Source organism: Enterococcus sp. DIV2449a, assembly GCF_051711225.1.
Lineage (GTDB): Bacteria > Bacillota > Bacilli > Lactobacillales > Enterococcaceae > Enterococcus_D > Enterococcus_D casseliflavus.
This window is the reverse complement of the sequence record NZ_JBIOME010000001.1, coordinates 2,711,437-2,730,480: the sequence shown is the minus strand read 5'-3', so window position 1 is coordinate 2,730,480 and position 19,044 is coordinate 2,711,437. Positions and strand designations below refer to the sequence as shown.

At 44.5% G+C, this 19,044-nt stretch carries 21 protein-coding genes; 16 read left to right on the top strand and 5 right to left on the bottom strand.

Annotated features, from left to right (window positions below; genetic code table 11):
• Positions 1–25: 25 nt before the first annotated feature.
• The 4 genes from add to IGI76_RS13025 form a co-directional block, all read right to left on the bottom strand.
• Positions 26–1,042 carry an adenosine deaminase gene (gene add, locus IGI76_RS13040; protein ID WP_231434783.1) on the bottom strand — a complete coding sequence of 339 codons (1,017 nt, stop codon included), beginning with the start codon at positions 1,040–1,042 and terminating at the stop codon, positions 26–28.
• A 151-nt stretch (positions 1,043–1,193) separates the two neighbouring features.
• Positions 1,194–2,300, bottom strand: a complete 1,107-nt coding sequence (gene ald / locus IGI76_RS13035) for an alanine dehydrogenase (protein WP_086295671.1) — start codon at positions 2,298–2,300, stop codon at positions 1,194–1,196.
• 148 nt (positions 2,301–2,448) lie between these two features.
• A complete protein-coding gene (locus IGI76_RS13030) occupies positions 2,449–3,171 on the bottom strand; it encodes a C39 family peptidase (protein ID WP_086295670.1) in 723 nt (240 codons plus the stop codon).
• A gap of 100 nt (positions 3,172–3,271) precedes the next feature.
• Positions 3,272–5,203: an ABC-F family ATP-binding cassette domain-containing protein gene (locus IGI76_RS13025; RefSeq protein ID WP_086295669.1), complete on the bottom strand. Its 1,932-nt coding sequence runs from the start codon at positions 5,201–5,203 to the stop codon at positions 3,272–3,274.
• Positions 5,204–5,420: 217 nt separating this feature from the next.
• Here IGI76_RS13025 and IGI76_RS13020 point away from each other — a divergent pair, with 217 nt between their 5' ends.
• A complete protein-coding gene (locus IGI76_RS13020; protein ID WP_005228549.1) occupies positions 5,421–6,095 on the top strand; it encodes a redox-sensing transcriptional repressor Rex in 675 nt (224 codons plus the stop codon).
• Between the two features lie 93 nt (positions 6,096–6,188).
• Here IGI76_RS13020 and IGI76_RS13015 read toward each other — a convergent pair whose 3' ends face one another.
• On the bottom strand, positions 6,189–6,551 hold the full coding sequence (locus IGI76_RS13015) for a thioredoxin family protein (RefSeq protein WP_231434782.1): 363 nt from the start codon (positions 6,549–6,551) through the stop codon (positions 6,189–6,191).
• A 220-nt stretch (positions 6,552–6,771) separates the two neighbouring features.
• Here IGI76_RS13015 and IGI76_RS13010 point away from each other — a divergent pair, with 220 nt between their 5' ends.
• The 15 genes from IGI76_RS13010 (at position 6,772) to IGI76_RS12940 (ending at position 19,015) form a co-directional block, all read left to right on the top strand.
• Positions 6,772–7,719 (top strand): permease, encoded by a 948-nt coding sequence (locus IGI76_RS13010; RefSeq protein WP_086295667.1) that lies wholly within the window; start codon positions 6,772–6,774, stop codon positions 7,717–7,719.
• Between the two features lie 3 nt (positions 7,720–7,722).
• Positions 7,723–8,553, top strand: coding sequence for a TIGR03943 family putative permease subunit (locus IGI76_RS13005; RefSeq protein ID WP_005228555.1), 831 nt, complete (start codon positions 7,723–7,725; stop codon positions 8,551–8,553).
• Positions 8,554–8,698: 145 nt separating this feature from the next.
• The gene (locus IGI76_RS13000; RefSeq protein WP_005228556.1) at positions 8,699–8,965 is read left to right on the top strand and encodes an IreB family regulatory phosphoprotein; all 267 of its coding nucleotides are present in this window, start codon (positions 8,699–8,701) and stop codon (positions 8,963–8,965) included.
• Entirely contained in the window at positions 8,965–9,396 is a 432-nt protein-coding gene (gene ruvX, locus IGI76_RS12995) for a Holliday junction resolvase RuvX (protein ID WP_005234242.1), read from the top strand. The genes IGI76_RS13000 and ruvX overlap by 1 nt, the downstream gene beginning before the upstream one ends.
• A 22-nt stretch (positions 9,397–9,418) precedes the next feature.
• Positions 9,419–9,736 carry a DUF1292 domain-containing protein gene (locus tag IGI76_RS12990; RefSeq protein WP_005228559.1) on the top strand — a complete coding sequence of 106 codons (318 nt, stop codon included), beginning with the start codon at positions 9,419–9,421 and terminating at the stop codon, positions 9,734–9,736.
• Positions 9,737–9,840: 104 nt separating this feature from the next.
• A complete protein-coding gene (locus IGI76_RS12985; RefSeq protein ID WP_060791370.1) occupies positions 9,841–10,263 on the top strand; it encodes an NUDIX hydrolase in 423 nt (140 codons plus the stop codon).
• 145 nt (positions 10,264–10,408) lie between these two features.
• A complete protein-coding gene (locus IGI76_RS12980) occupies positions 10,409–11,512 on the top strand; it encodes an alpha-hydroxy-acid oxidizing protein (protein ID WP_010749842.1) in 1,104 nt (367 codons plus the stop codon).
• A gap of 177 nt (positions 11,513–11,689) precedes the next feature.
• On the top strand, positions 11,690–12,316 hold the full coding sequence (locus tag IGI76_RS12975) for a glycosyltransferase family 32 protein (RefSeq protein WP_010749841.1): 627 nt from the start codon (positions 11,690–11,692) through the stop codon (positions 12,314–12,316).
• 113 nt (positions 12,317–12,429) lie between these two features.
• A complete protein-coding gene (locus IGI76_RS12970) occupies positions 12,430–12,939 on the top strand; it encodes a GNAT family N-acetyltransferase (RefSeq protein WP_010749840.1) in 510 nt (169 codons plus the stop codon).
• Positions 12,940–13,061: 122 nt separating this feature from the next.
• On the top strand, positions 13,062–13,904 hold the full coding sequence (locus tag IGI76_RS12965) for a DUF368 domain-containing protein (RefSeq protein WP_015510213.1): 843 nt from the start codon (positions 13,062–13,064) through the stop codon (positions 13,902–13,904).
• Positions 13,905–14,162: 258 nt separating this feature from the next.
• Positions 14,163–15,614, top strand: coding sequence for an amidase (locus tag IGI76_RS12960; RefSeq protein ID WP_231434780.1), 1,452 nt, complete (start codon positions 14,163–14,165; stop codon positions 15,612–15,614).
• 12 nt (positions 15,615–15,626) lie between these two features.
• The gene (locus IGI76_RS12955) at positions 15,627–16,478 is read left to right on the top strand and encodes a transporter substrate-binding domain-containing protein (RefSeq protein WP_060792811.1); all 852 of its coding nucleotides are present in this window, start codon (positions 15,627–15,629) and stop codon (positions 16,476–16,478) included.
• Positions 16,478–17,158 (top strand): amino acid ABC transporter permease, encoded by a 681-nt coding sequence (locus IGI76_RS12950; RefSeq protein ID WP_060792812.1) that lies wholly within the window; start codon positions 16,478–16,480, stop codon positions 17,156–17,158. Before IGI76_RS12955 ends, IGI76_RS12950 begins: the two co-directional genes overlap by 1 nt.
• A gap of 277 nt (positions 17,159–17,435) precedes the next feature.
• Complete coding sequence (locus tag IGI76_RS12945) at positions 17,436–18,074, top strand: GyrI-like domain-containing protein (protein ID WP_005228587.1); 639 nt, start codon at positions 17,436–17,438, stop codon at positions 18,072–18,074.
• Positions 18,071–19,015, top strand: coding sequence for an ROK family protein (locus tag IGI76_RS12940; protein ID WP_231434779.1), 945 nt, complete (start codon positions 18,071–18,073; stop codon positions 19,013–19,015). The genes IGI76_RS12945 and IGI76_RS12940 overlap by 4 nt, the downstream gene beginning before the upstream one ends.
• Positions 19,016–19,044 lie beyond the last annotated feature (29 nt).

Here is a 19,044-nt window from a genome sequence, read left to right as displayed (position 1 = left end):
TGGGGATCACTAGCGTCCATGTTTATTAGAATTGCCATTCTTGAATTTTTTTCAAGAGTACCGCTTTGTCGGAAGCTTCCGCAAAGGAATGCTGAACGGCAGTTTCGTTTAAGAAGCGCATCTCTGATTCGGACATGTCGCAATGATGAGCCATTTGCAGGTATTCATTGGTCAATGTCGTGTTTGAGACCGTTCGGTTATCGGTGTTCAAACAAAAAGGGACCTTGGCTTTCAGCCATTCTCTTAATGGGTATGCCGAGTATGTGGGAATCGCACGCGTATGAACATTGCTGGTAGGGCAGCCTTCGATACAGCGATTTTGTTCTCGAACAAACGCTTGAGCAGTAGGATCTCCTTTTAAGGCGATGCCGTGGCCAATCCGCTGCGCACCGCTTTCGATGGCTTGATAAATGTTTTGCACACAGCCGCATTCGCCTGCGTGTAAGGTCAGCTGGACACTTTGGTCCTTGAGGAACACTTGATAGCTGGCAGCTAAATCAGGGACGTACCCGTCTTCTTCTGGACCTGCCAGATCAATGCCGACGACTTTTTCATCGGTAAGAGCGATCGCTTCATCAAAAATCGCCGTAATAGCTGGTAGGTCTTCTTGACGCATCCCAATGACCAAAACATTGCCTTTGATTGGGTAGCGTTCTTCTGCTCGTGCGATGCCTTCGATCACGGCTTGGATGGTCTGGCTGCAAGTGAGTCCTTTGTCCATCGATAAGCTGGGAGCAAAGCGGATCTCAATATAAGCGACCCCATCTTGAGCGGCTTGTTCCATCACGTCATAGGCGGCAGCTGCTAACGCTTCTTGTGTTTGCAAATACGGCCGAACGAAATCAAAGCAGCGAAGATAATCCCTCAGGTCATGACAATCTTTGGGGGCTTGCATCTGTGCTTTCACAGCTTCTATGTCTTGCTCGATCGGTAGTTCTTGCTGATTGGCGATGGCGATCAATGTTTCTGGACGAATGGAACCGTCGAGGTGGCAGTGAAGTTCTACTTTGGGAAATGCTTGGATTTGTTGTTGAGTAAGCACAGTGTTCCTCCTGTCTAGGTCGAATTTTTTTAAGTATGAATATAGCATACTTCCAAAGCCCATGCTACCCAAAAAAGGAAATTCTCATAGAAAGCAAAACAGCAGCCGCGAATTACTTGCGCGGCTGCTGGTTTTATTGTGGGAGAGTGGCTCAAATCAATTCCGATAGATCGGTAAAAGGCAATGACAGATCGTGAGCGGCTTCTTTTGAAGTAAATGCGCCCTCATAGGCGATGACCCCTTTGGCAAGTGCCTGATTTTCTCGCAACGCTGCTAAAGGATCGTTCGCTAGCTGCTGGGCATACGGCAAGGTGGCAATGCTCAATGCGATGGTTGCCGTTTGCGGCACAGCACCTGGCATATTCGCGACTGCATAGTGAATAACTTCTTCCCGGATATAGGTTGGCTCGTCGTGGGTAGTGACTTTGTCTTCGGTCTCAAAAATTCCGCCTTGGTCAATGGCAATATCGACGATCACGGATTTTTCAGGCATCTGTTTCACCATGTCGCGGGTCACTAAGCACGGGGCTTTTTGTCCTGGCAATAAGACGGCTCCTACCACCAAGTCTGCGGATTGGATCGTTCGTTCGATATTCAAGCGATTGGAATACAAGGTTTGAACTTGACCAGAAAACTGTCGATCCAGCTCTTGTAAGCGTGGGATCGAAACGTCTAAAATCGTCACTTGTGCGCCTAAACCTACAGCGACTCTCGCGGCATTCTCACCGGCAACGCCACCACCAATGATCGTTACCCGACCTTGACGGACGCCGGGAACACCTGAAAGCAGGATCCCTTTTCCGCCATATATTTTTTCGAGAAATTGTGCGCCGATTTGAACAGACATTCTTCCAGCGATCTCACTCATAGGCGATAGCAGAGGCAGGGTGCCGTTCGCCAGCTGGACGTTTTCATAAGCAACAGCGATCACTTTGCTGTCGATCAATGCTTGAGCAAGCTGTTGATTGGCGGCTACGTGGAAATAGGTGAATAAAACCAGTCCCTCATGCAAAAAGGGGTATTCTTCTGGTAAAGGTTCTTTGACTTTCATAACCAATTCAGAGGCCCAAACCTCTTCAACGGTAGCAATCGTAGCACCGACTTCCTGATACGCTTGATCAGAAAAGGTTGATCCTGCACCAGCGCCTTGTTCAACGAAGACTTCGTGTCCGTCTTGGACTAACTCATAGACTCCCGAGGGCGGCAATGCCACACGATTTTCATTGTTCTTGATTTCTTTTGGGATACCGATTTTCATAGACTTCACACCTTTCTTTCTTCCATTATAATAGAAAGCGGATTCCTAAGGGGAGAAAGAATGGTTTTTTTATTAAAAAAGTAAGATCCAGTTGCTGCCTACGCCACGACAAAGAAAAAAGCCCCGAAAGGGGACTTTTTTCGATCAATCAGCTGAAGGTCCAAAAGCGTAAGCTTTGATCAGCGATTTCATCTAGTGTGTAATAGATAGCGTAATGGGATTTTTCTGGATCATCATTTGGATCTAAGACAAACACTTGATCGTCCATCATTCCACCTAAGACCATAATATGGCCGCCATCTGTAAATTCCCCTGGAGTCACAGAAACGATGACCGGATGATTTTGTTGCAAGTAAGCTTCAACACTGGCTAGATCTGTGCCAAGATCATAGTAGTTGTAGCCGTTTGCATCGGCAAAATCAGAAAAAATCCGCCAGTCCGTTCCTTGGCCGTCAACGTAATAATGATCTCCTGCCCAATTGAGGACTTCCAGTGGCGAAATGGGATAGCCTTCAAGATAGGATTGAACCATCGCAAGAGAAGCAATCGCACAGCCGTTTTCTGCTAAGGTTTGGCTGCCGTCATTGCCATAGGATCTATCGGCCCAATCTTCGTTCGTCTGCAAGAAAATCGGTGTCGTGATGTCCATTTCCCATAAATAAGCATTGATGTCATCACTAAAGATAGCCTGAGAATAAATATATTCGTCGTCATAACTCTCATCATAGGCAACGACGGTATGCACGTGTTCAGACAACTCTCCGTACAACACGTGATGAGAGATTCGATTGAACCCTATCCAAATCAACACCAATCCTGCCAAAACAACCATTGGCCGACGCTTTCGATAAACATCTGTCTGTTTTTGCATTTTTCCCTCCTTGTTTTACGAATCGTACGTATTCATCCTGTTCTTTTAAGTAAAACAAAGGAGGGGGCGCTTGTCATCGGCCTACAGACCGATTCCTCGATCAACTGTCAAATGCTTCTAGTTCTAAGCTAGTATTTTCCCATGCTTCTAGTAGAGCTTCTTGTTCAGTGCGGGCTTGTTCTAACGCTTGATTCAACGCGGTCAATTTGACATGATCATTCAACGCATCTGGTGCGGTCATGTCTTGTTCCAGTTGTTGGATCGTTTCTTCTATTGCGGCAAGTTCTTCTTCGATTTGGGTGACTTTTCGCTGTAAGGTTCTAACGGCTTTTTGCTGTTCCTTGCTTTGGACAAAGTTTTGCTTGCCCGCTGAGAGGGTGGTTTCGGTTGTTTTTGCTTCCAACATCGCTGCGATTTCAGCTTCTTCTTGTTTCTTTTCTAAATAATAATCGTAATCGCCGAGATAGAGCTTGCTGCCGTTTTCAGACAGTTCCACGACCTTGGTGGCGATTCGATTGATAAAGTAGCGGTCATGAGATACGAAGAACAAAGTGCCTTCATAATCGATCAGGGCATTTTCTAAGACTTCTTTGCTGTCGATGTCTAAATGGTTGGTTGGCTCATCCAAAATCAAGAAATTGTCATGGTCCATGGCTAATTTTGCCAAAGCGACACGGGCTTTTTCGCCGCCGCTTAACAGCGTGATCGGCTTTTCAACATCTTCTCCCGAAAATAAGAAGCTGCCTAATATATTGCGAATCTCGACTTCAGGTGTGGTACTGTGGTCATCCCAAAGCTCATGGAGGATCGTTTTGGTTGAGTGCAGATCGGATTGGGTTTGGTCATAGTACCCGATTGAGACATTGGCGCCAAAATGCACCTTTCCTTGAATAAAGGGGATTTTATGAATCAGCGATTTCAATAAGGTTGATTTGCCGATCCCATTCGGTCCCACTAAAGCGATCGCATCTTTGCGCCGAACATCTAAGTCGATGGGCGCCGATAAAACTTCTTCTTCAGAATAACCGATAGCGGCATTTTCTACTTGCATCACAACATTTCCTGAAGGCTTTTCAATAGAAAAAAGGAAGTGGGCGGATTTTTCATCTCCTTGCGGGCGATCCAGCCGGTCCATTTTCTCTAATTGCTTACGGCGGCTTTGCGCGCGTTTGGTGGTAGACGCACGGACAAGGTTGCGGGCAACAAAGTCTTCCAGTTTATTGATTTCTTCTTGCTGTTTTTCAAAGGCTTTCCATTCACTTTGCAACTGCTCCGCTTTCAGGGTCAAATAGCGGCTGTAATTGCCTTTGTAATGGCGCATTTTTTGACGACTCAGTTCGTAGACTTCGTTGACGACTTTGTCTAGGAAGTAACGGTCATGGGAAACGATCAGCAACGCACCGGCATATCCTTGCAGATAGTTTTCCAACCAAGATAACGTTTCGATGTCTAAATGGTTGGTCGGTTCATCGAGGATCAAGATATCAGGTTTTTGCAGCAGCATTTTTGCTAATGCCAAGCGGGTTTTTTGACCACCAGAAAGGGTGTTGATAGCTTGCGTGTAAAAAGAAGGATCAAACTGAAAACCGTGCAAGACGGAGCGAATCTCATTTTCATAGCCATAACCGTTTTTTTCTGCAAATTCATGTTGCAACTGGTCGTATTCTTTCAGGAGATTGCCAGAGTCAGCAGCAGGATCTGCTTCGGAGATGGCGATCTCTAAGGTACGCATGCGCTGCTCCATCTGCCGAACCGTTGCAAAAGCTCCTAGCATTTCTTCCCAAACGGTGGCCTCACTAGCAAGTCCGGTATCTTGAGCTAAGTAGCCCATCGTAGCGGTCTTGTTTTTAGCGATCGTTCCTTTATCAGGACTTTCGAGTCCAGCAATAATTTTCAGTAGCGTTGATTTACCAGCACCGTTGCGCCCAACAAGCGCGATTCGGGAATTGCTGGCAATCTCTAATTGGATATTTTCAAATAAAACCTCGGCTCCGAAAAGACGGGCGATTTGGTTGGCTTGTAATAAAATCATGTATATGTCATTCCTATCTTTAAGAAACTTGTCTGTATCAAGGTTGCAATACTACAAGTCTATCATATTTTAAGGGAAACGGCGATTGGGAAAAAGTTTGATTTTACCATTATAAAATTTATATTTCAAATTATGAGCATTCAAATTGATTTTTGAACAATGTATTTGTTATGATAGCTTCATCACAAGTGAATTTTTCACAATGGGGGAGTATTCTTTGAAAGATCATCAAATTCCAAAGGCAACAGCGAAGCGATTGCCTTTATATTATCGTTACTTGCGTATTTTGCACCAAGCTGGCAAATTAAAAGTTTCTTCGACCGAACTAAGTGAAGCTGTTCAAGTTGATAGTGCGACGATCCGCCGCGACTTTTCCTACTTTGGTGAATTAGGAAAACGCGGCTATGGCTATGATGTTGAAAGCTTGATGCAGTTCTTTGCGAAGACATTGAACGAAGACCACATGACGAATGTAGCTTTAGTCGGTGTCGGAAACTTGGGGAGCGCCTTGTTGAAATACAAATTTCACCAAAGCAACAGCATTCGGATCAGTGCCGCATTTGATGTCAACGAAGATCTAGTTGGTCGAATCGTAGATGGTGTGCCGGTCTATCCAATGGATGACATGAAGGAACAAGTGAAGATCCAGCAGATCGATGTGGCTATTTTGACGGTTCCCGCACAACATTCACAAGATTTAGTGAACGAGCTTGTGAAAGCTGGCATTAAAGGAATCTTGAACTTTACACCTGCACGGATCACTGCACCAAAAGGCGTGCTGATTCAAAACGTTGACTTAACCAATGAATTGCAAACGTTGATTTATTTCTTGCATTCAGGCAACGTCTTGTCCCATGAAGAACCAGTAGAAGAACCATCACTAAGCGAATAATCGCATCACATAAATAGGAACCAACAAAACAGCTGCCAGATCGTAGTATATACAACGATCTGACAGCTGTTTTTTGCTTTTTCACCACTGATCTTACTCGTCTAACTGGTCAAAAAGTGATTCGTAGGAATCTTGCTCTTCAACGCTTGTGAGCGCTTCTTGATATCGCAAGATTTGTTGAGTCAAACGTGTGAAATCGATGATGCGGGCTTCACGATGCACTTCTTTCCCATTCGCGAACAAGAGGACGACAGGAACCGTCAAGACCGAAAATAAAGTGGCTGCTTCTGGCTCTGCCAGCGTATTGATGGTAAATAGGGGGAGTTGCTGGGATTGTGCCAGTTTTTGGATGCGTGGTTTGTCTGCAACACAAATACTGCAATTCGGTTGAGAGAGATAGAGTAGTGCCAACGGTTGTTGGGCGAGCTGCTCTTGGATCGGTTGATTTTTTTGCATAAGTCATTCCTCCATGGAAAATGTACGCTGTTCTTGAGGAAAAGTCAAAATATCTGCTAGCAGCTGATCGCTTAGGTGAGTAAGAAGGATTCAAAGATAAGGGAAATCTAAAGCAACGATTAAAAAAATAGGCTGCTTTAAAAAAAACGTTGTATAAAAAAAGGAAAAAACGTATAGTAATTCCAGCGTTTCGAATTTATTGATAAAGAAGGTTAAAGTTATGTTTCAGGCATTACCGAATTCTGTCCTGCAAATGAGTGTTATTTTTTTATCTATCGTCATTGAAGCCTTGCCGTTTGTCCTATTGGGCTGCTTGATCTCAGGTGCCTTACAAGTCTTCTTGACACCAGAAAGAGTCACGAGACTCTTACCAAAAAACAAATTGGCATCGATCACAGTTGGTTGTGGTCTGGGGGTCTTTTTTCCTTCCTGCGAATGTGGGATCGTACCGATCGTTAATCAGTTCGTAAAAAAAGAGGTGCCAGTGTATACGGCGTTTGCCTTTATGCTGACTGCACCGATCATCAATCCAATCGTGATTTTTTCTACATTCATTGCCTTTGGAAATTCCGCGAAGTTCGCCTTTTTGCGTGTACTGGGCAGCTTATTGGTCGCAATGGTCGTGGGGATCTGGCTGGCGTATTTTAACAAACAAGAGGTCTTAAAAACACGGCTTGCCAATCAATTAAGTGGCGGGAATGAGCAGGCAGCTCACCCACACCATCAGGGGCATGATCACGCCCACCATCAAACGGAAAAGAGCAGTCATCCGCTCCTTCGGCAGATTCGTCATTTGCTGCAGCATAGTTTGGATGAGTTTTTCGATACTGGGCGTTATTTGATCATTGGTGCGTTGATCGCCTCAGCGATGCAGACCTATCTGCCAACTGGTTTGATGCTGACATTAGGCTCCACGAAGCTGTTAGCGGTCTTCGTCATGCTGCTGTTAGCATTAACGTTATCCCTATGTTCCGAAGCAGATGCCTTTATCGGCTCTTCGTTGTTGAGTTTATTCGGCACTGGACCAGTCGTCGGTTTCCTGGTTTTTGGTCCAATGGTAGATATTAAAAACCTGTTGATGATGAAGCGGTACTTTTCGGGGCGTTTTATCGCTTCTTTAGTTGGATTAGTCGCAATCGTCGTTTCAATTTATGCATGGGTGGTGTAAAGAATGGTTCGTTTTTTGATCTTATCAGGCTATTTTGAATTGATGATGTACTTGCAAGTGACGGGCAAACTCAATCAGTTTATCAACATTCATTATCGCTATCTCGCTATTTTATCCATGATCATTTCTTTATTATTGGCTTTGGTCCAGCTGTATTTTTGGGTCAAACAAGAGCCTGAGCATCATCATGACGATGAGCATCAGCATGGATTGGAGAAAAAACACCAACGAGTGATTGCGTATTTTCTATTAGCCTTACCGATCATCGTGGGTCTCTTTTTCCCCACCGTTAGCTTGGATACGACGATCGTTGAAGCAAAAGGGTTTAATTTCCCCCTAAGTGAAGAATCTGTGGGGGATCCAGAAATGACGACCCAATATCTGAAACCCGATACAAGTCTTTATTTTAACAAAGAAGATTATGACACTCAGATGGATGCAGCGTTGGCACGTTACGCCAAAGATGAGACGATTGCGGTAACGGAAGAAAATTACTTGGAAGTCATGGAGTTGATCTATACGTACCCGAGCGAATTTATTGGCAAGAAAATCACCTATGATGGATTTGTGTACCATGCAGATCAAGATGATGCCAATGAAATCTTTTTGTTTCGTTTTGGCATTATCCATTGTGTGGCTGATTCAGGCGTTTTTGGCTTGCGAGTGGAATTACCGCAACAAACAACGGCAGAAAATAACCAGTGGCTCCATGTAGAAGGGACGATCCAATCGAAGTACTATCAACCCTTTAAACGAGACTTACCGATGGTGGTAGCAGACCAAGAGAAGACGATTGAAGCACCAGAAAACCAGTATGTCTACCGCGCTTTCTAGCTTTTTTTAAGAAAGTTCATAAAAACATCATAAACCTTTGTTATAATGGAGAAAATCTAAGCATATGTTTGTAGTTTTATCAAACGTTTAGTACAATATAGTAGGAACATATGCTAAAATCTATACAAAAGAGAGGTGTCGTGAAATGGGTTTTACAGATGAAACAGTTCGCTTTGATTTTGATGATAGCCGTAAAAAAGAAGTCAGCGAAACATTAGCTATCGTCTACCGAGCATTAGAGGAAAAAGGATACAATCCGATCAATCAAATCGTCGGTTATCTCCTTTCTGGCGACCCGGCTTACATTCCTCGTTATCGGGATGCCCGGAATTTGATTCGTCGTCACGAACGGGATGAGATCATGGAAGTTCTGATCCGTTATTATTTAGGCAATCACGGGATCAACCTATAATGAGAATCATGGGATTGGATGTTGGTTCGCGGACAGTCGGCGTGGCGGTCAGTGACCCAATGGGCTGGACAGCACAAGGGATCGAGATCATTCGCATCAATGAAGATGAAGGCAATTTCGGTTATGATCGACTTGCTGAATTGGTGAAAGAATATGAAGTCTCACGTTTTGTGGTAGGACTACCTAAAAATATGAATAATACGATCGGACCTAGAGCGGAGGCTTCTATGGCTTACGGCGCAGCGATCGAACAGCAATTCGGTTTGCCGGTCGTTTACCAAGACGAACGTCTGACGACCGTTCAAGCAGAACGAATGCTGGTAGAACAGGCGAATACATCGCGTGCCAAACGAAAAAAAGTGATTGATAAATTAGCAGCAGTCATGATTTTGCAGAATTATTTAGATGGTGCTGGGAAACAGCTGTTTTAATTTACAGAAAAGAGGAAAATAAATGTCAGAACATACACACGATCATAACCACGATCACGATCATGAAGGACATGAACACATTACTTTAATCGATGATCAAGGAAATGAAACCTTATACGAAATTCTATTAACGGTTGACGGTACAGAAGAATTCGGCCGCAACTACGTCTTGCTTTATCCAGCAGGCGTACCAGAAGAAGAAGACGTTGAATTACAAGCGTACGCTTATATTGAAAACGAAGACGGTTCTGAAGGTGAATTAGAACAGATCGAAACAGAAGCAGAATGGGATATGATTGAAGAAGTCTTCAACACATTCATGGCGGAAGAAGAAGAGTAATAAGTTGCAAGTGCTGACCCTTTCCATAAGGGATCAGCACTTTTTTTGATTTAACGACTGTTTATTTTAGAAGCATGTCTGCTTTTTTGAAAGGAATGAGAAAAATGAGTAACGTAACGATATTCGAGCTTGAAAAGATCGCAGAAGAGCAGCTAGTTTTTGCCGTGATCATCAGCAAGTACCAAGAAAAGTTCGTCTATGTCAAACACAAAGAACGAGACACCTTGGAGATTCCTGGAGGCAAGCGAGAACTAGGAGAAAGCATCACAGAGTGTGCTGCCCGTGAATTAAAAGAAGAAACAGGCGCCAAGCACTTTACCCTAGAACCGTTATTTATCTATGGTTTAGAAAAAAACGGGGAGGCCGATTACGGCTTGGTGTTTGAAGCCCAGATCACGGACTTGCAGGATGAATTGACCTCAGAGATCGAAGCAATCTATGTAATGGCAGAGCCGCCTGCCAACTGGACATATCCAACGATTCAGCCGTTGTTATTGGCAGAATATTTCGTACGAACAAAAAAATAATTCAGCCCACTCAAATGGAGGGCTGTCTTGAGTGGGAAAGTAAAAGAAGCCTATTTGACAGGAGTGAGCGAATGAGTTGCGTGATCCTGCAATCAGGGGTAGGATGAAAATGTAAACGTTATCTTATTGGAGAGTAGGGAAAGGCATGGAAAAAATTTATCAAGCAAGTACCGCAGAAGGAGCAATCGATTTTATCAATATGCGCGATTTGGAGATCGCGGCAGAGGAAGTGATTCCTAAAGGTGGGTATGGCTATATCAGCAGTGGTGCGGGGGATATTTTTACCTATCAAGAAAATGAACGCGCCTTCAATCACAAATTGATCATTCCTCATGTCTTAAAGGACATTGAATTACCGGACACAACGTTGTCCTTTGGCGGCGATACGTTGTCAGCGCCAATCATTATGGCGCCTGTTGCCGCCCACGGCTTAGCAAATGTTGCGGCAGAACAAGCGTCAGCCAAAGGTGTTTCACGTTTTGGCACGATCTATACGGCGAGTTCGTATGCCTCTTGTACGTTGGAAGAAATCCGAGCAGCTGGTGGTCAAGAAGCGCCGCAGTGGTTCCAATTTTATATGAGTAAAGACGATGGCATCAATAAAGACATCTTGGCGATGGCAAAACGCAATGGCGCCAAAGCGATCGTTTTGACCGCAGATGCAACTGTTGGGGGCAATCGAGAAACGGATCGCCGCAATGGCTTCACCTTTCCGTTGGCAATGCCGATCGTTCAGGCCTATCAATCAGGGATCGGACAAACGATGGATGCCGTTTACGGCTCCTCAAAACAAAAATTAAGTCCCCAGGATGTCGCTTTTATCGCCAAAGAATCTGACTTGCCAGTTTATGTCAAAGGGGTGCAATCAGAAGAAGATGTGGAACGAGCTTTAGGGGCAGGTGCACAAGGGATTTGGGTCTCAAATCACGGGGGACGCCAATTGGATGGTGGTCCAGCTTCCTTTGATTCCTTACAGATCGTGGCTGAAGCAGTGGCAGGTCGGGCGCCGATCGTCTTTGATAGCGGGGTACGGCGAGGACAGCATGTCTTTAAAGCGATTGCTTGCGGAGCAGATCTAGTGGCGATCGGCCGCCCAGTGATCTATGGGTTGGCTCTAGGTGGTGCTACCGGTGTTCAACAAGTCTTTGATTTCTTCAAAAAAGAATTGGAGATGGTCATGCAGCTTGCGGGGACGCAAACGGTGGCAGATATTAAAAAAGCCGTTTTACGGGACAATCGCTATTTATAAGTAATCCCTCAAAAAGGCGCTAGAATCGCTGATTCTGGTGCTTTTTTTAATGGATTTTTCTGATCATGCCCAGGAGCAGGAGCAACTGCTTTCGCTGAAAAAAGTGTATATGATTTTGAAACAATTGCAAAATCAGCTACACTTAAAAGAGACCAATAAACTAAAGGAGAGAGATTGATGATTCCAAAAATTATTCATTATTGCTGGTTTGGCGGCAATCCATTAGGTGAACAAGAAAAGAAATACATGGATACCTGGAAAAAATATTGTCCGGATTATGAGATCAAACGTTGGGATGAATCAACGATCGACCTTTCAAAATTCGGTCCTTATCTAAAAGAGGCCTATGACCAAGAAGAATGGGCCTTTGTGTCAGATGTGGTTCGTTTGTATGCGTTAGTGACAGAAGGCGGTATTTATATGGATACCGATATCGAGGTGGTCAAACCTTTAGATGAGCTCTTGACACTGGAGGCATTTATGGGCTTTGAGATCGAAACCAAGATTTCTACTGGGATCATTGGAGCGGTGCCGCATCATCCCTTTATGGAAGAATGGTACCACGATTACGATGACCGAAAATTTGTCCGGGCAGAAAAAACGGAAGATGTCGTCACCAATGTGATCCGAGTGACGGAACTGTTGCAAAACCACGGATTAGAATTGAATAATCAACGACAAACCGTTAAGGGTGTAGAAATCTTCCCGCAAATGACGTTTTCACCAAAAAGCTATATCACTGGTGAGGTCGAGGAAGATCCGAGTACGATGGTGATCCATCAGTTTTCTGGCTCTTGGTTATAAAAGAGTAAGTCTATGAAAGGACGGACAGTGGGGAAAGCTGTCTGTCCTTTTTGCTTTTGCAAGGGATGATGGAGATGTGATAGAATAGCTTGAAAAAATGAGGAGGCGTTTTGATGGCTATCAAACGATGTACTTTGGCAGATTTAGAAGAATTGGGAGAAATCAGCGTATCCACCTATTACGATACATTTGCTCCTTTCAATACGGAGGAAAATACTCGTATCTATCTAGAAGAAGCCTACAATCTGCCGAAACTGACCCGAGAGTTAGAAAATCCGCAGTCGGCGTTTTATTTTTTACAAGATAATGATCAAACCGTAGGATATATCAAACTTAACTGGGGTGAGGCGCAAACGGAAGCAATCGCCCCAGAGGGGTTGGAAATTGAACGAATCTATATTAAAAAAGAACATAAGCGCAGAGGCTATGGCAAAACACTGCTGCTGTTTGCCCAAGAGACCGCTAAAGAGCTGCAGAAAAAGTCGATCTGGTTAGGCGTTTGGGAATTTAACGACAATGCGTTGGCTTTTTATCATACGATGGGCTTTGAAAGAGTTGGCAGTCACTCCTTTTTTATGGGGGATGATGAGCAGACGGATTTCTTGATGCTGAAAGAACTTTGAATTCTGCCTTTGTATGAGGAATTAGAAATTACTTTCCATTTTTTTGGCAATCAAGTATAGTTAAAGGGATTGATGAAAAAAGAACGATTGGTGAAAACCATCGCTAAGGAGAGCAATTGTAAATGGAAAAACAGAGAAACGAAAGTATTTTGTCACGTTTTCTTAAAGGCGTGGTGATTGCCTTGGGCTTTATCTTGCCTGGTGTTTCAGGTGGCGTATTGGCAGCCATCTTAGGCATTTATGAGCGGATGCTGCGCTTTATGGCACATCTGACGAAGAATTTTAAAGAGAATCTCCTCTTTTTCCTGCCAGTAGGGATCGGGGGAATCGTAGGGATCGGGCTTTTATCAAAGCCATTAGAGTGGCTGCTGCAAAACTATCAAATCATCGTTTTGTGGGGCTTTGCGGGGGCAATTATTGGGACGTTACCAGCACTTGCTAAAGAATCGACCTTGAAAAGCAAACGGACAACCGGCGACCTGCTTTGGTTCTTCGGCAGCATGGTCATCGGCTTCTTGTTCCTCTATTTTATGGGTGATATCTTAGGAACGATCCCTGCCAATTTCATAGGTTTTGTGATCGCCGGCGGTCTGATCGCGTTAGGTGTTTTGGTTCCTGGCTTGAGTCCTTCAAACCTTTTGCTCGTTTTGGGACTTTATGATCCGATGTTGAAAGGCTTTAAGAGCTTTGACATCATGGGGGTCTTTCTACCGATCGCCATTGGCGGCTTGGCAGTGATGCTGCTGTTTTCGAAATTGATGGAGTGGCTATTGACCCATTATCATTCAAAAGTCTATCACTTCATTTTAGGGATCGTTATTGCCTCAACGATATTGATCGTGATTCCTCCGGTGGCAAACTATAGCGGCTTTACTTGGGTAACGGCTGTCATCGGAATTATTTTGTTTGTCTTGGGGGCTTGGTTAGGTCTTTGGATGAGCAAGCTGGAAGAAAAATATAAGTAAATCAAAACGGCACATCGTTTGGCGATGTGCCGTTTTTGTTAGGTAATGATGGGGACAGCTAAGAAGAAGCGTTGGTCGACAACTGGTAGTAAAAAGATGGGAACGTTTGATAACGATATGATACAGGTTTAAAAACTGTTCTATTTTTGTTGAAAGATTTCCTAGTGTTTGGTATATTGTAGTCTATATAAAGAAGAATTTTTCATGTGTTACAGTTTAGATAATTGTTTGAGGGTTTGAGGAAAAGGAGGGGCAAGCATGCAAGATGCGACCTATTGGGCGGAACAATTGCGGCAAGGAAAAATCAGTTTTGCAGAGCGGGTGGCGATGATCGAAGAAAAAGTCAATCAACAAAATCCGCTTTTGAATGCGCTTGTAACATTTGATCCGCAAGCAGCGATCCAGCATTACGAGCAGCATCTTCAAAAAACGGTTTTTGGGGGACAACCCATGCCGTTAAAAATACTCGGCCAAACCAAAGCAGGGTGGCCAGCAACGTCAGGAGCCAAACTGTTTGCTAAAGCACGAGCCAGCCGCACGGCACATTTTGTCTCTCGTTTAGAAGAGGCAGGCTTTGTGCCGTTAGGGCAAACCAATGCACCAGAATTTGGATTCAAAAATATCACTGATCCAACATTGTATGGGCCTACACGTAATCCGTGGAATCCTGCCTATTCAGCTGGTGGTTCCAGTGGTGGTGCGGCAGCGGCAGTGGCTTCGGGGATGTTTCCGATTGCGGGTGCCAGTGATGGCGGCGGATCGATCCGCATTCCAGCATCCTTTAGCGGATTGATCGGTTTGAAGCCAACCCGTGGCACGATGCCAGTGGGTCCTAGTGAATGGCGCAGCTGGCAAGGCGCTTCTATCAACTTTGCGTTGACGCTTTCCATGCGTGATACGGAACAGTTGTTTTATGCGTTGCGGACGTCACAGCCGACTGCCCCTTATCAGGCACCGCAAGTAGAATGGCATCATCAGCAAGCGAGTCAAAAAACGCGGTTGAAGGTTGCTTTTACTACCGCATCGCCGACCGGTGGCCAAGTGTCTGAAACCGCCATCCAAGCAGTCCGAAGTGCAGCCGCATTTTTAGAAAAGCAGGGGCATGAAGTCGTTGAAGTGGGCTATCCAGTGGCTGGTCAGCAAATGATGACCACCTATTACGCCATGAATGGCGGCGAAACAGCTGCGATGTTTGCTGAGATCAATGCTGCTCGTCAAGTACCGGTCAGACGGGAAGAGATGGAATTGATGACCTGGGCACTTTACCAATATGGCAAAAAACTGCCTGCCGCCGATTACGTTCTTGCCTTGCAGTGGTGGGATCAATTGGCAGAAAAAATGGAAGAAGTCTTTTCAACCTATGATCTCTTTTTGACCCCGACGACGGCTTATCCAGCCCCTTTGATTGAGGAAGCCTTACAAAGCGATAGCATTCGCCAAAGACTGCATGAGATCGAATCGCTTGGAAAAAGTGCTGCGGGTGAGTTGATCGAAGAAATGTTTGCCAAGAGCTATGCTCTGACACCTTACACTCAATTAGCCAATTTAACGGGGCAGCCAGCCATCAGCTTGCCAACTGCTCTTAGCGAGGAAGGGTTGCCGCTAGGGATCCAATTTATGGCGTCTAAAGGCAGAGAAGATCTACTTTTCCAAGTCGGCTATTTATTTGAAACACAGCAACGATTTCTGTTGCCAAAACAAGGAGACTAAGAGGAGGATATTATGAAACAAGTTAGAAAAGGGAAAATCGTTGCAATGGTTGGCTTTTTAGGTTTATTTGCGGGAGTCTTGTTAAGTGCCTGCAGCAAACCAACGGAAGAAGACACCAGTCTAAGCAAGGTGGAAGAAGCCAAAACATTGGTTGTTGCTACTTCGGGAACCTTGTATCCATCGTCTTACTATAACGATGAAAATGAATTAGTGGGCTATGATGTCGATGTGGCAAAAGAAGTCGCCAAGCGATTAGGCGTAGAGATCACATTTAAAGAGTACAATGTCGATGGACAAGTTTCTTCTTTAACACGTGGAGAAACTGATTTTGCTGCCAACGATTTTGGTTTGACGGATGAACGGGCGGAAAAATTCAGTCTCTCAACGCCTATCAAATACTCGTTCGATAGTATGATCGTGCGAAAAAGTGATGACTCTGGGATTGCTTCTTTAGAAGATTTGGATGGCAAAAAAGCTGCTGGTGAACCGAATACCAGCTACATGCGCTTAGCGGAATCCTATGGGGCAGAATTAGTGACTTACGACAACGCAACGAATGATCAGTATTTGACAGATGTTGCGAATGGTCGAACGGATGTGATCTTGAATGATTACTATTTGCAAAAAATGGCAGTCGCTGCTTTGCCAGATATCCCTGTAAAAATTTTGGAAGATGTCTACTTTAATCCGAATGAAACGGGCTTCTTATTCGTGAAAGATCATCAAGCATTACAGGAAAAAGTGGATGCTGTTTTAGCAGAAATGAAAGAAGACGGCCGTTTAAAAGAACTTGCGGAAACGTATTTTCAAACCGATATTTCAGTAAAATCTGATCAAGCGATCCAAACGGTTGAAACAGACTAATGTATATTCCAACCCTTGATTTGCCGTTGATGTGGGAGTCATTGCCCTATTTGCTGTCGGGCTTGTCCTATACGGTCGGCATTGCTGTCGTTTCGTTTCTAGGAGGCAACGTATTAGGGATCACACTCACCTTCTTAGGGATGTTGGAAAATCCATTCATTAGAGGGTTCGTGCGGGGCTACCTCTCATTTCTAAGAGGCGTCCCAGCGTTGGTCTTGTTGTTCCTACTGTATTTTGGCTTGCCTTATCAATTGTCGGCGCTCAGTGCTGCGATCATCTGTTTTACATTGACCAGCAGCGCATTTATCGGGGAAATCTACCGAGGATCAATTGCTGGTGTGGATCGTGGGCAATTTGATGCTGCCTATGCGTTAGGGTTATCCTTTACGAAAACGATGCGTCTGATTATTTTGCCACAAGCCTTTCGTATTTCTGTACCGGCATTGAGTAATGTGGCAATGGATTTGCTGAAAGGAACCTCCTTGGCAGCAATGATCACGATTCCTGATATTTTTCAAAAAGCTAAGATCGTTGGCGGACGAACCTTTGATTACATGTCCATGTATGTGCTAGTTGCCATCATCTATTGGCTGTTGTGCATTTTGATTGAAGCCGGGCAAAAGCGATTAGAACAACATTTTTCAAAACGCTTTGCCGCTAATGAGGCTGTAAGACAATAAAAAAAGAGCCGAGGCTCGATCACTGCAGAAATCACTTTCTTCTTGAATTGATTTCTGCAGTTTTTGTTTTTGAGAAGATAGAAGAAAGGAGATTTTCATAGTAAAACAATGAGCGAAGGCAAGGAAGATAGAGGAATTTCTGTAATGTCAAACTAGTTGTTAGTATGAAAATGGTGCTGCCCAAATTATTTTCCTTCACTTAAACAGCCTATATTTCATTCGTTTGGTTCAAGTGATTCATGGTAAAATAAAGAAAAGCAAATCGAGGAGGGTCCTTATGAAGTATGAATGGCGCAAACTAGAAAAAGAGCTCTATCTTCCCAAAAAACCAACAGTGATCGAGGTGCCAACGTATCAATTTATCAGTTTGAGCGGCAGCGGCAATCCGAATCGTCCTGAATTCAGCGAAGAGATCGCCGCTTTATATACGATTTCTTATTCACTCAGGATGGGATTGAAAAAAGGGGCTTTTGGCAATGAACCCTTTGAATACACGGTCTTTCCTTTAGAAGGCGTATGGACCTCTCTGACAAAGCCAGACGGTGCCGTCAACAAAGAAGAATTGATCTACAAAATCATGATTCGCCAACCAGAACCAGTCACGGAAACACTGTTTCAAGAACAGCTCTTGGCAGTCAAAGAGAAGAAAGACAATCCAAATCTAGAAAAGCTTATCTTTGAGCGCTATGAAGAAGGATTGTGTCTGCAAGCGATGCATACAGGTTCTTTTGACACTGAAGCGGAAACATTTGCGAAAATGAAGGAGCTGTTAAAACAAGAACAGTTAGTGATCCGTCCAACGATGGACACGTTCCAGCATCGAGAAATCTATTTGTCTGATCCGCGAAAAGTCTCACCAGATAAAGCCAAAACCGTCCTGCGATGGGCAGTAGAAGCAGAGGGTGGGATTCAGTGAATAAAAACTATTTAAGCATCGACATCGGCGGCACGAAAATCAAATCGGCTGTCATTGATCGCTCGGGGAATATTCTGACGCGAGGACGGATGGATACGCCGAAAAATCTTACGGAATTTCTGACAGGGATTGAAACGATCGTTGAGGACGTTCATGGAAGCATTCGGGGCATTGCTGTTAGTACCCCAGGAAAAGTCAACCCAGAGACAGGGACGATCTCGTTTGGCGGGGCATTGCCTTTTTTAGATGGAGTCTCCTTAAAACAACTGCTGGCAAAGTACCAAGTGCCGCTGGCTGTGACCAACGATGGCAAGGCAGCCGCATTAGCTGAATGGTGGCTAGGAAACCTTAAAGGGATTCAAAATGGGGCTGCCATAACATTAGGTACTGGTTTGGGTGGTGGTGTGATCGTTGAAGGAAGACTGATCCAAGGTGCACATTTTCAAGCAGGGGAATTAAGTTTTCTACTAAATGCCACTAAGAGAAGCGATGCTCAAGAAAACGCTGAGCAACCAAATAATCAGGGATTGACCCTGCAGCAATTGGCAGGTTTTAGCGGTTCAGCGGTCGCCATGATTCGCCGCAGCGCCCAACTGCTAGGCTTAGCTGATCTTGCGGATGGTGAAGCAGTTTTTGACGCTATCAATCAAAAAGAGCCCCAGGTCTGGGCGCTGTTTACAGCGTATTGCCGAGAAATCGCGTGTGTCATACTCAATGTTCAAGCCGTGATCGACTTAGAGCGCTTCGTGATTGGCGGTGGCATCAGTGCCCAAGCGATCGTGGTGGAAGAAATCGACCGTCAGTATCAACAACTGCTGGCTAGTTTACCGATTTTGCAGCAGACCTTGACGAAGCCGGAAATCCAAGCCTGCAAATTTCAAAATGACGCCAATTTATTAGGGGCGCTCTATCATTTCTTTTTGGAACATGAGATGAAATAAAATAGACAAAAACTGCCGCGAACCAACGA

What these genes read in the sequence shown, in the direction of transcription:
- IGI76_RS13010 (WP_086295667.1), top strand. Translation starts at nt 6,772, where the DNA reads ATGTTTCAGGCATTACCGAATTCTGTCCTGCAAATGAGTGTTATTTTT.
- IGI76_RS12960 (WP_231434780.1), top strand. Translation starts at nt 14,163, where the DNA reads ATGCAAGATGCGACCTATTGGGCGGAACAATTGCGGCAAGGAAAAATC.
- IGI76_RS13015 (WP_231434782.1), bottom strand. Translation starts at nt 6,551, where the DNA reads ATGCAAAAAAATCAACCGATCCAAGAGCAGCTCGCCCAACAACCGTTG.
- IGI76_RS12945 (WP_005228587.1), top strand. Translation starts at nt 17,436, where the DNA reads ATGAAGTATGAATGGCGCAAACTAGAAAAAGAGCTCTATCTTCCCAAA.
- IGI76_RS12980 (WP_010749842.1), top strand. Translation starts at nt 10,409, where the DNA reads ATGGAAAAAATTTATCAAGCAAGTACCGCAGAAGGAGCAATCGATTTT.
- ald (WP_086295671.1), bottom strand. Translation starts at nt 2,300, where the DNA reads ATGAAAATCGGTATCCCAAAAGAAATCAAGAACAATGAAAATCGTGTG.
- IGI76_RS13025 (WP_086295669.1), bottom strand. Translation starts at nt 5,203, where the DNA reads ATGATTTTATTACAAGCCAACCAAATCGCCCGTCTTTTCGGAGCCGAG.
- IGI76_RS13005 (WP_005228555.1), top strand. Translation starts at nt 7,723, where the DNA reads ATGGTTCGTTTTTTGATCTTATCAGGCTATTTTGAATTGATGATGTAC.
- IGI76_RS12965 (WP_015510213.1), top strand. Translation starts at nt 13,062, where the DNA reads ATGGAAAAACAGAGAAACGAAAGTATTTTGTCACGTTTTCTTAAAGGC.
- IGI76_RS12990 (WP_005228559.1), top strand. Translation starts at nt 9,419, where the DNA reads ATGTCAGAACATACACACGATCATAACCACGATCACGATCATGAAGGA.
- IGI76_RS13000 (WP_005228556.1), top strand. Translation starts at nt 8,699, where the DNA reads ATGGGTTTTACAGATGAAACAGTTCGCTTTGATTTTGATGATAGCCGT.
- IGI76_RS12950 (WP_060792812.1), top strand. Translation starts at nt 16,478, where the DNA reads ATGTATATTCCAACCCTTGATTTGCCGTTGATGTGGGAGTCATTGCCC.
- IGI76_RS12970 (WP_010749840.1), top strand. Translation starts at nt 12,430, where the DNA reads ATGGCTATCAAACGATGTACTTTGGCAGATTTAGAAGAATTGGGAGAA.
- IGI76_RS12985 (WP_060791370.1), top strand. Translation starts at nt 9,841, where the DNA reads ATGAGTAACGTAACGATATTCGAGCTTGAAAAGATCGCAGAAGAGCAG.
- IGI76_RS12975 (WP_010749841.1), top strand. Translation starts at nt 11,690, where the DNA reads ATGATTCCAAAAATTATTCATTATTGCTGGTTTGGCGGCAATCCATTA.
- IGI76_RS12955 (WP_060792811.1), top strand. Translation starts at nt 15,627, where the DNA reads ATGAAACAAGTTAGAAAAGGGAAAATCGTTGCAATGGTTGGCTTTTTA.
- ruvX (WP_005234242.1), top strand. Translation starts at nt 8,965, where the DNA reads ATGAGAATCATGGGATTGGATGTTGGTTCGCGGACAGTCGGCGTGGCG.
- IGI76_RS13030 (WP_086295670.1), bottom strand. Translation starts at nt 3,171, where the DNA reads ATGCAAAAACAGACAGATGTTTATCGAAAGCGTCGGCCAATGGTTGTT.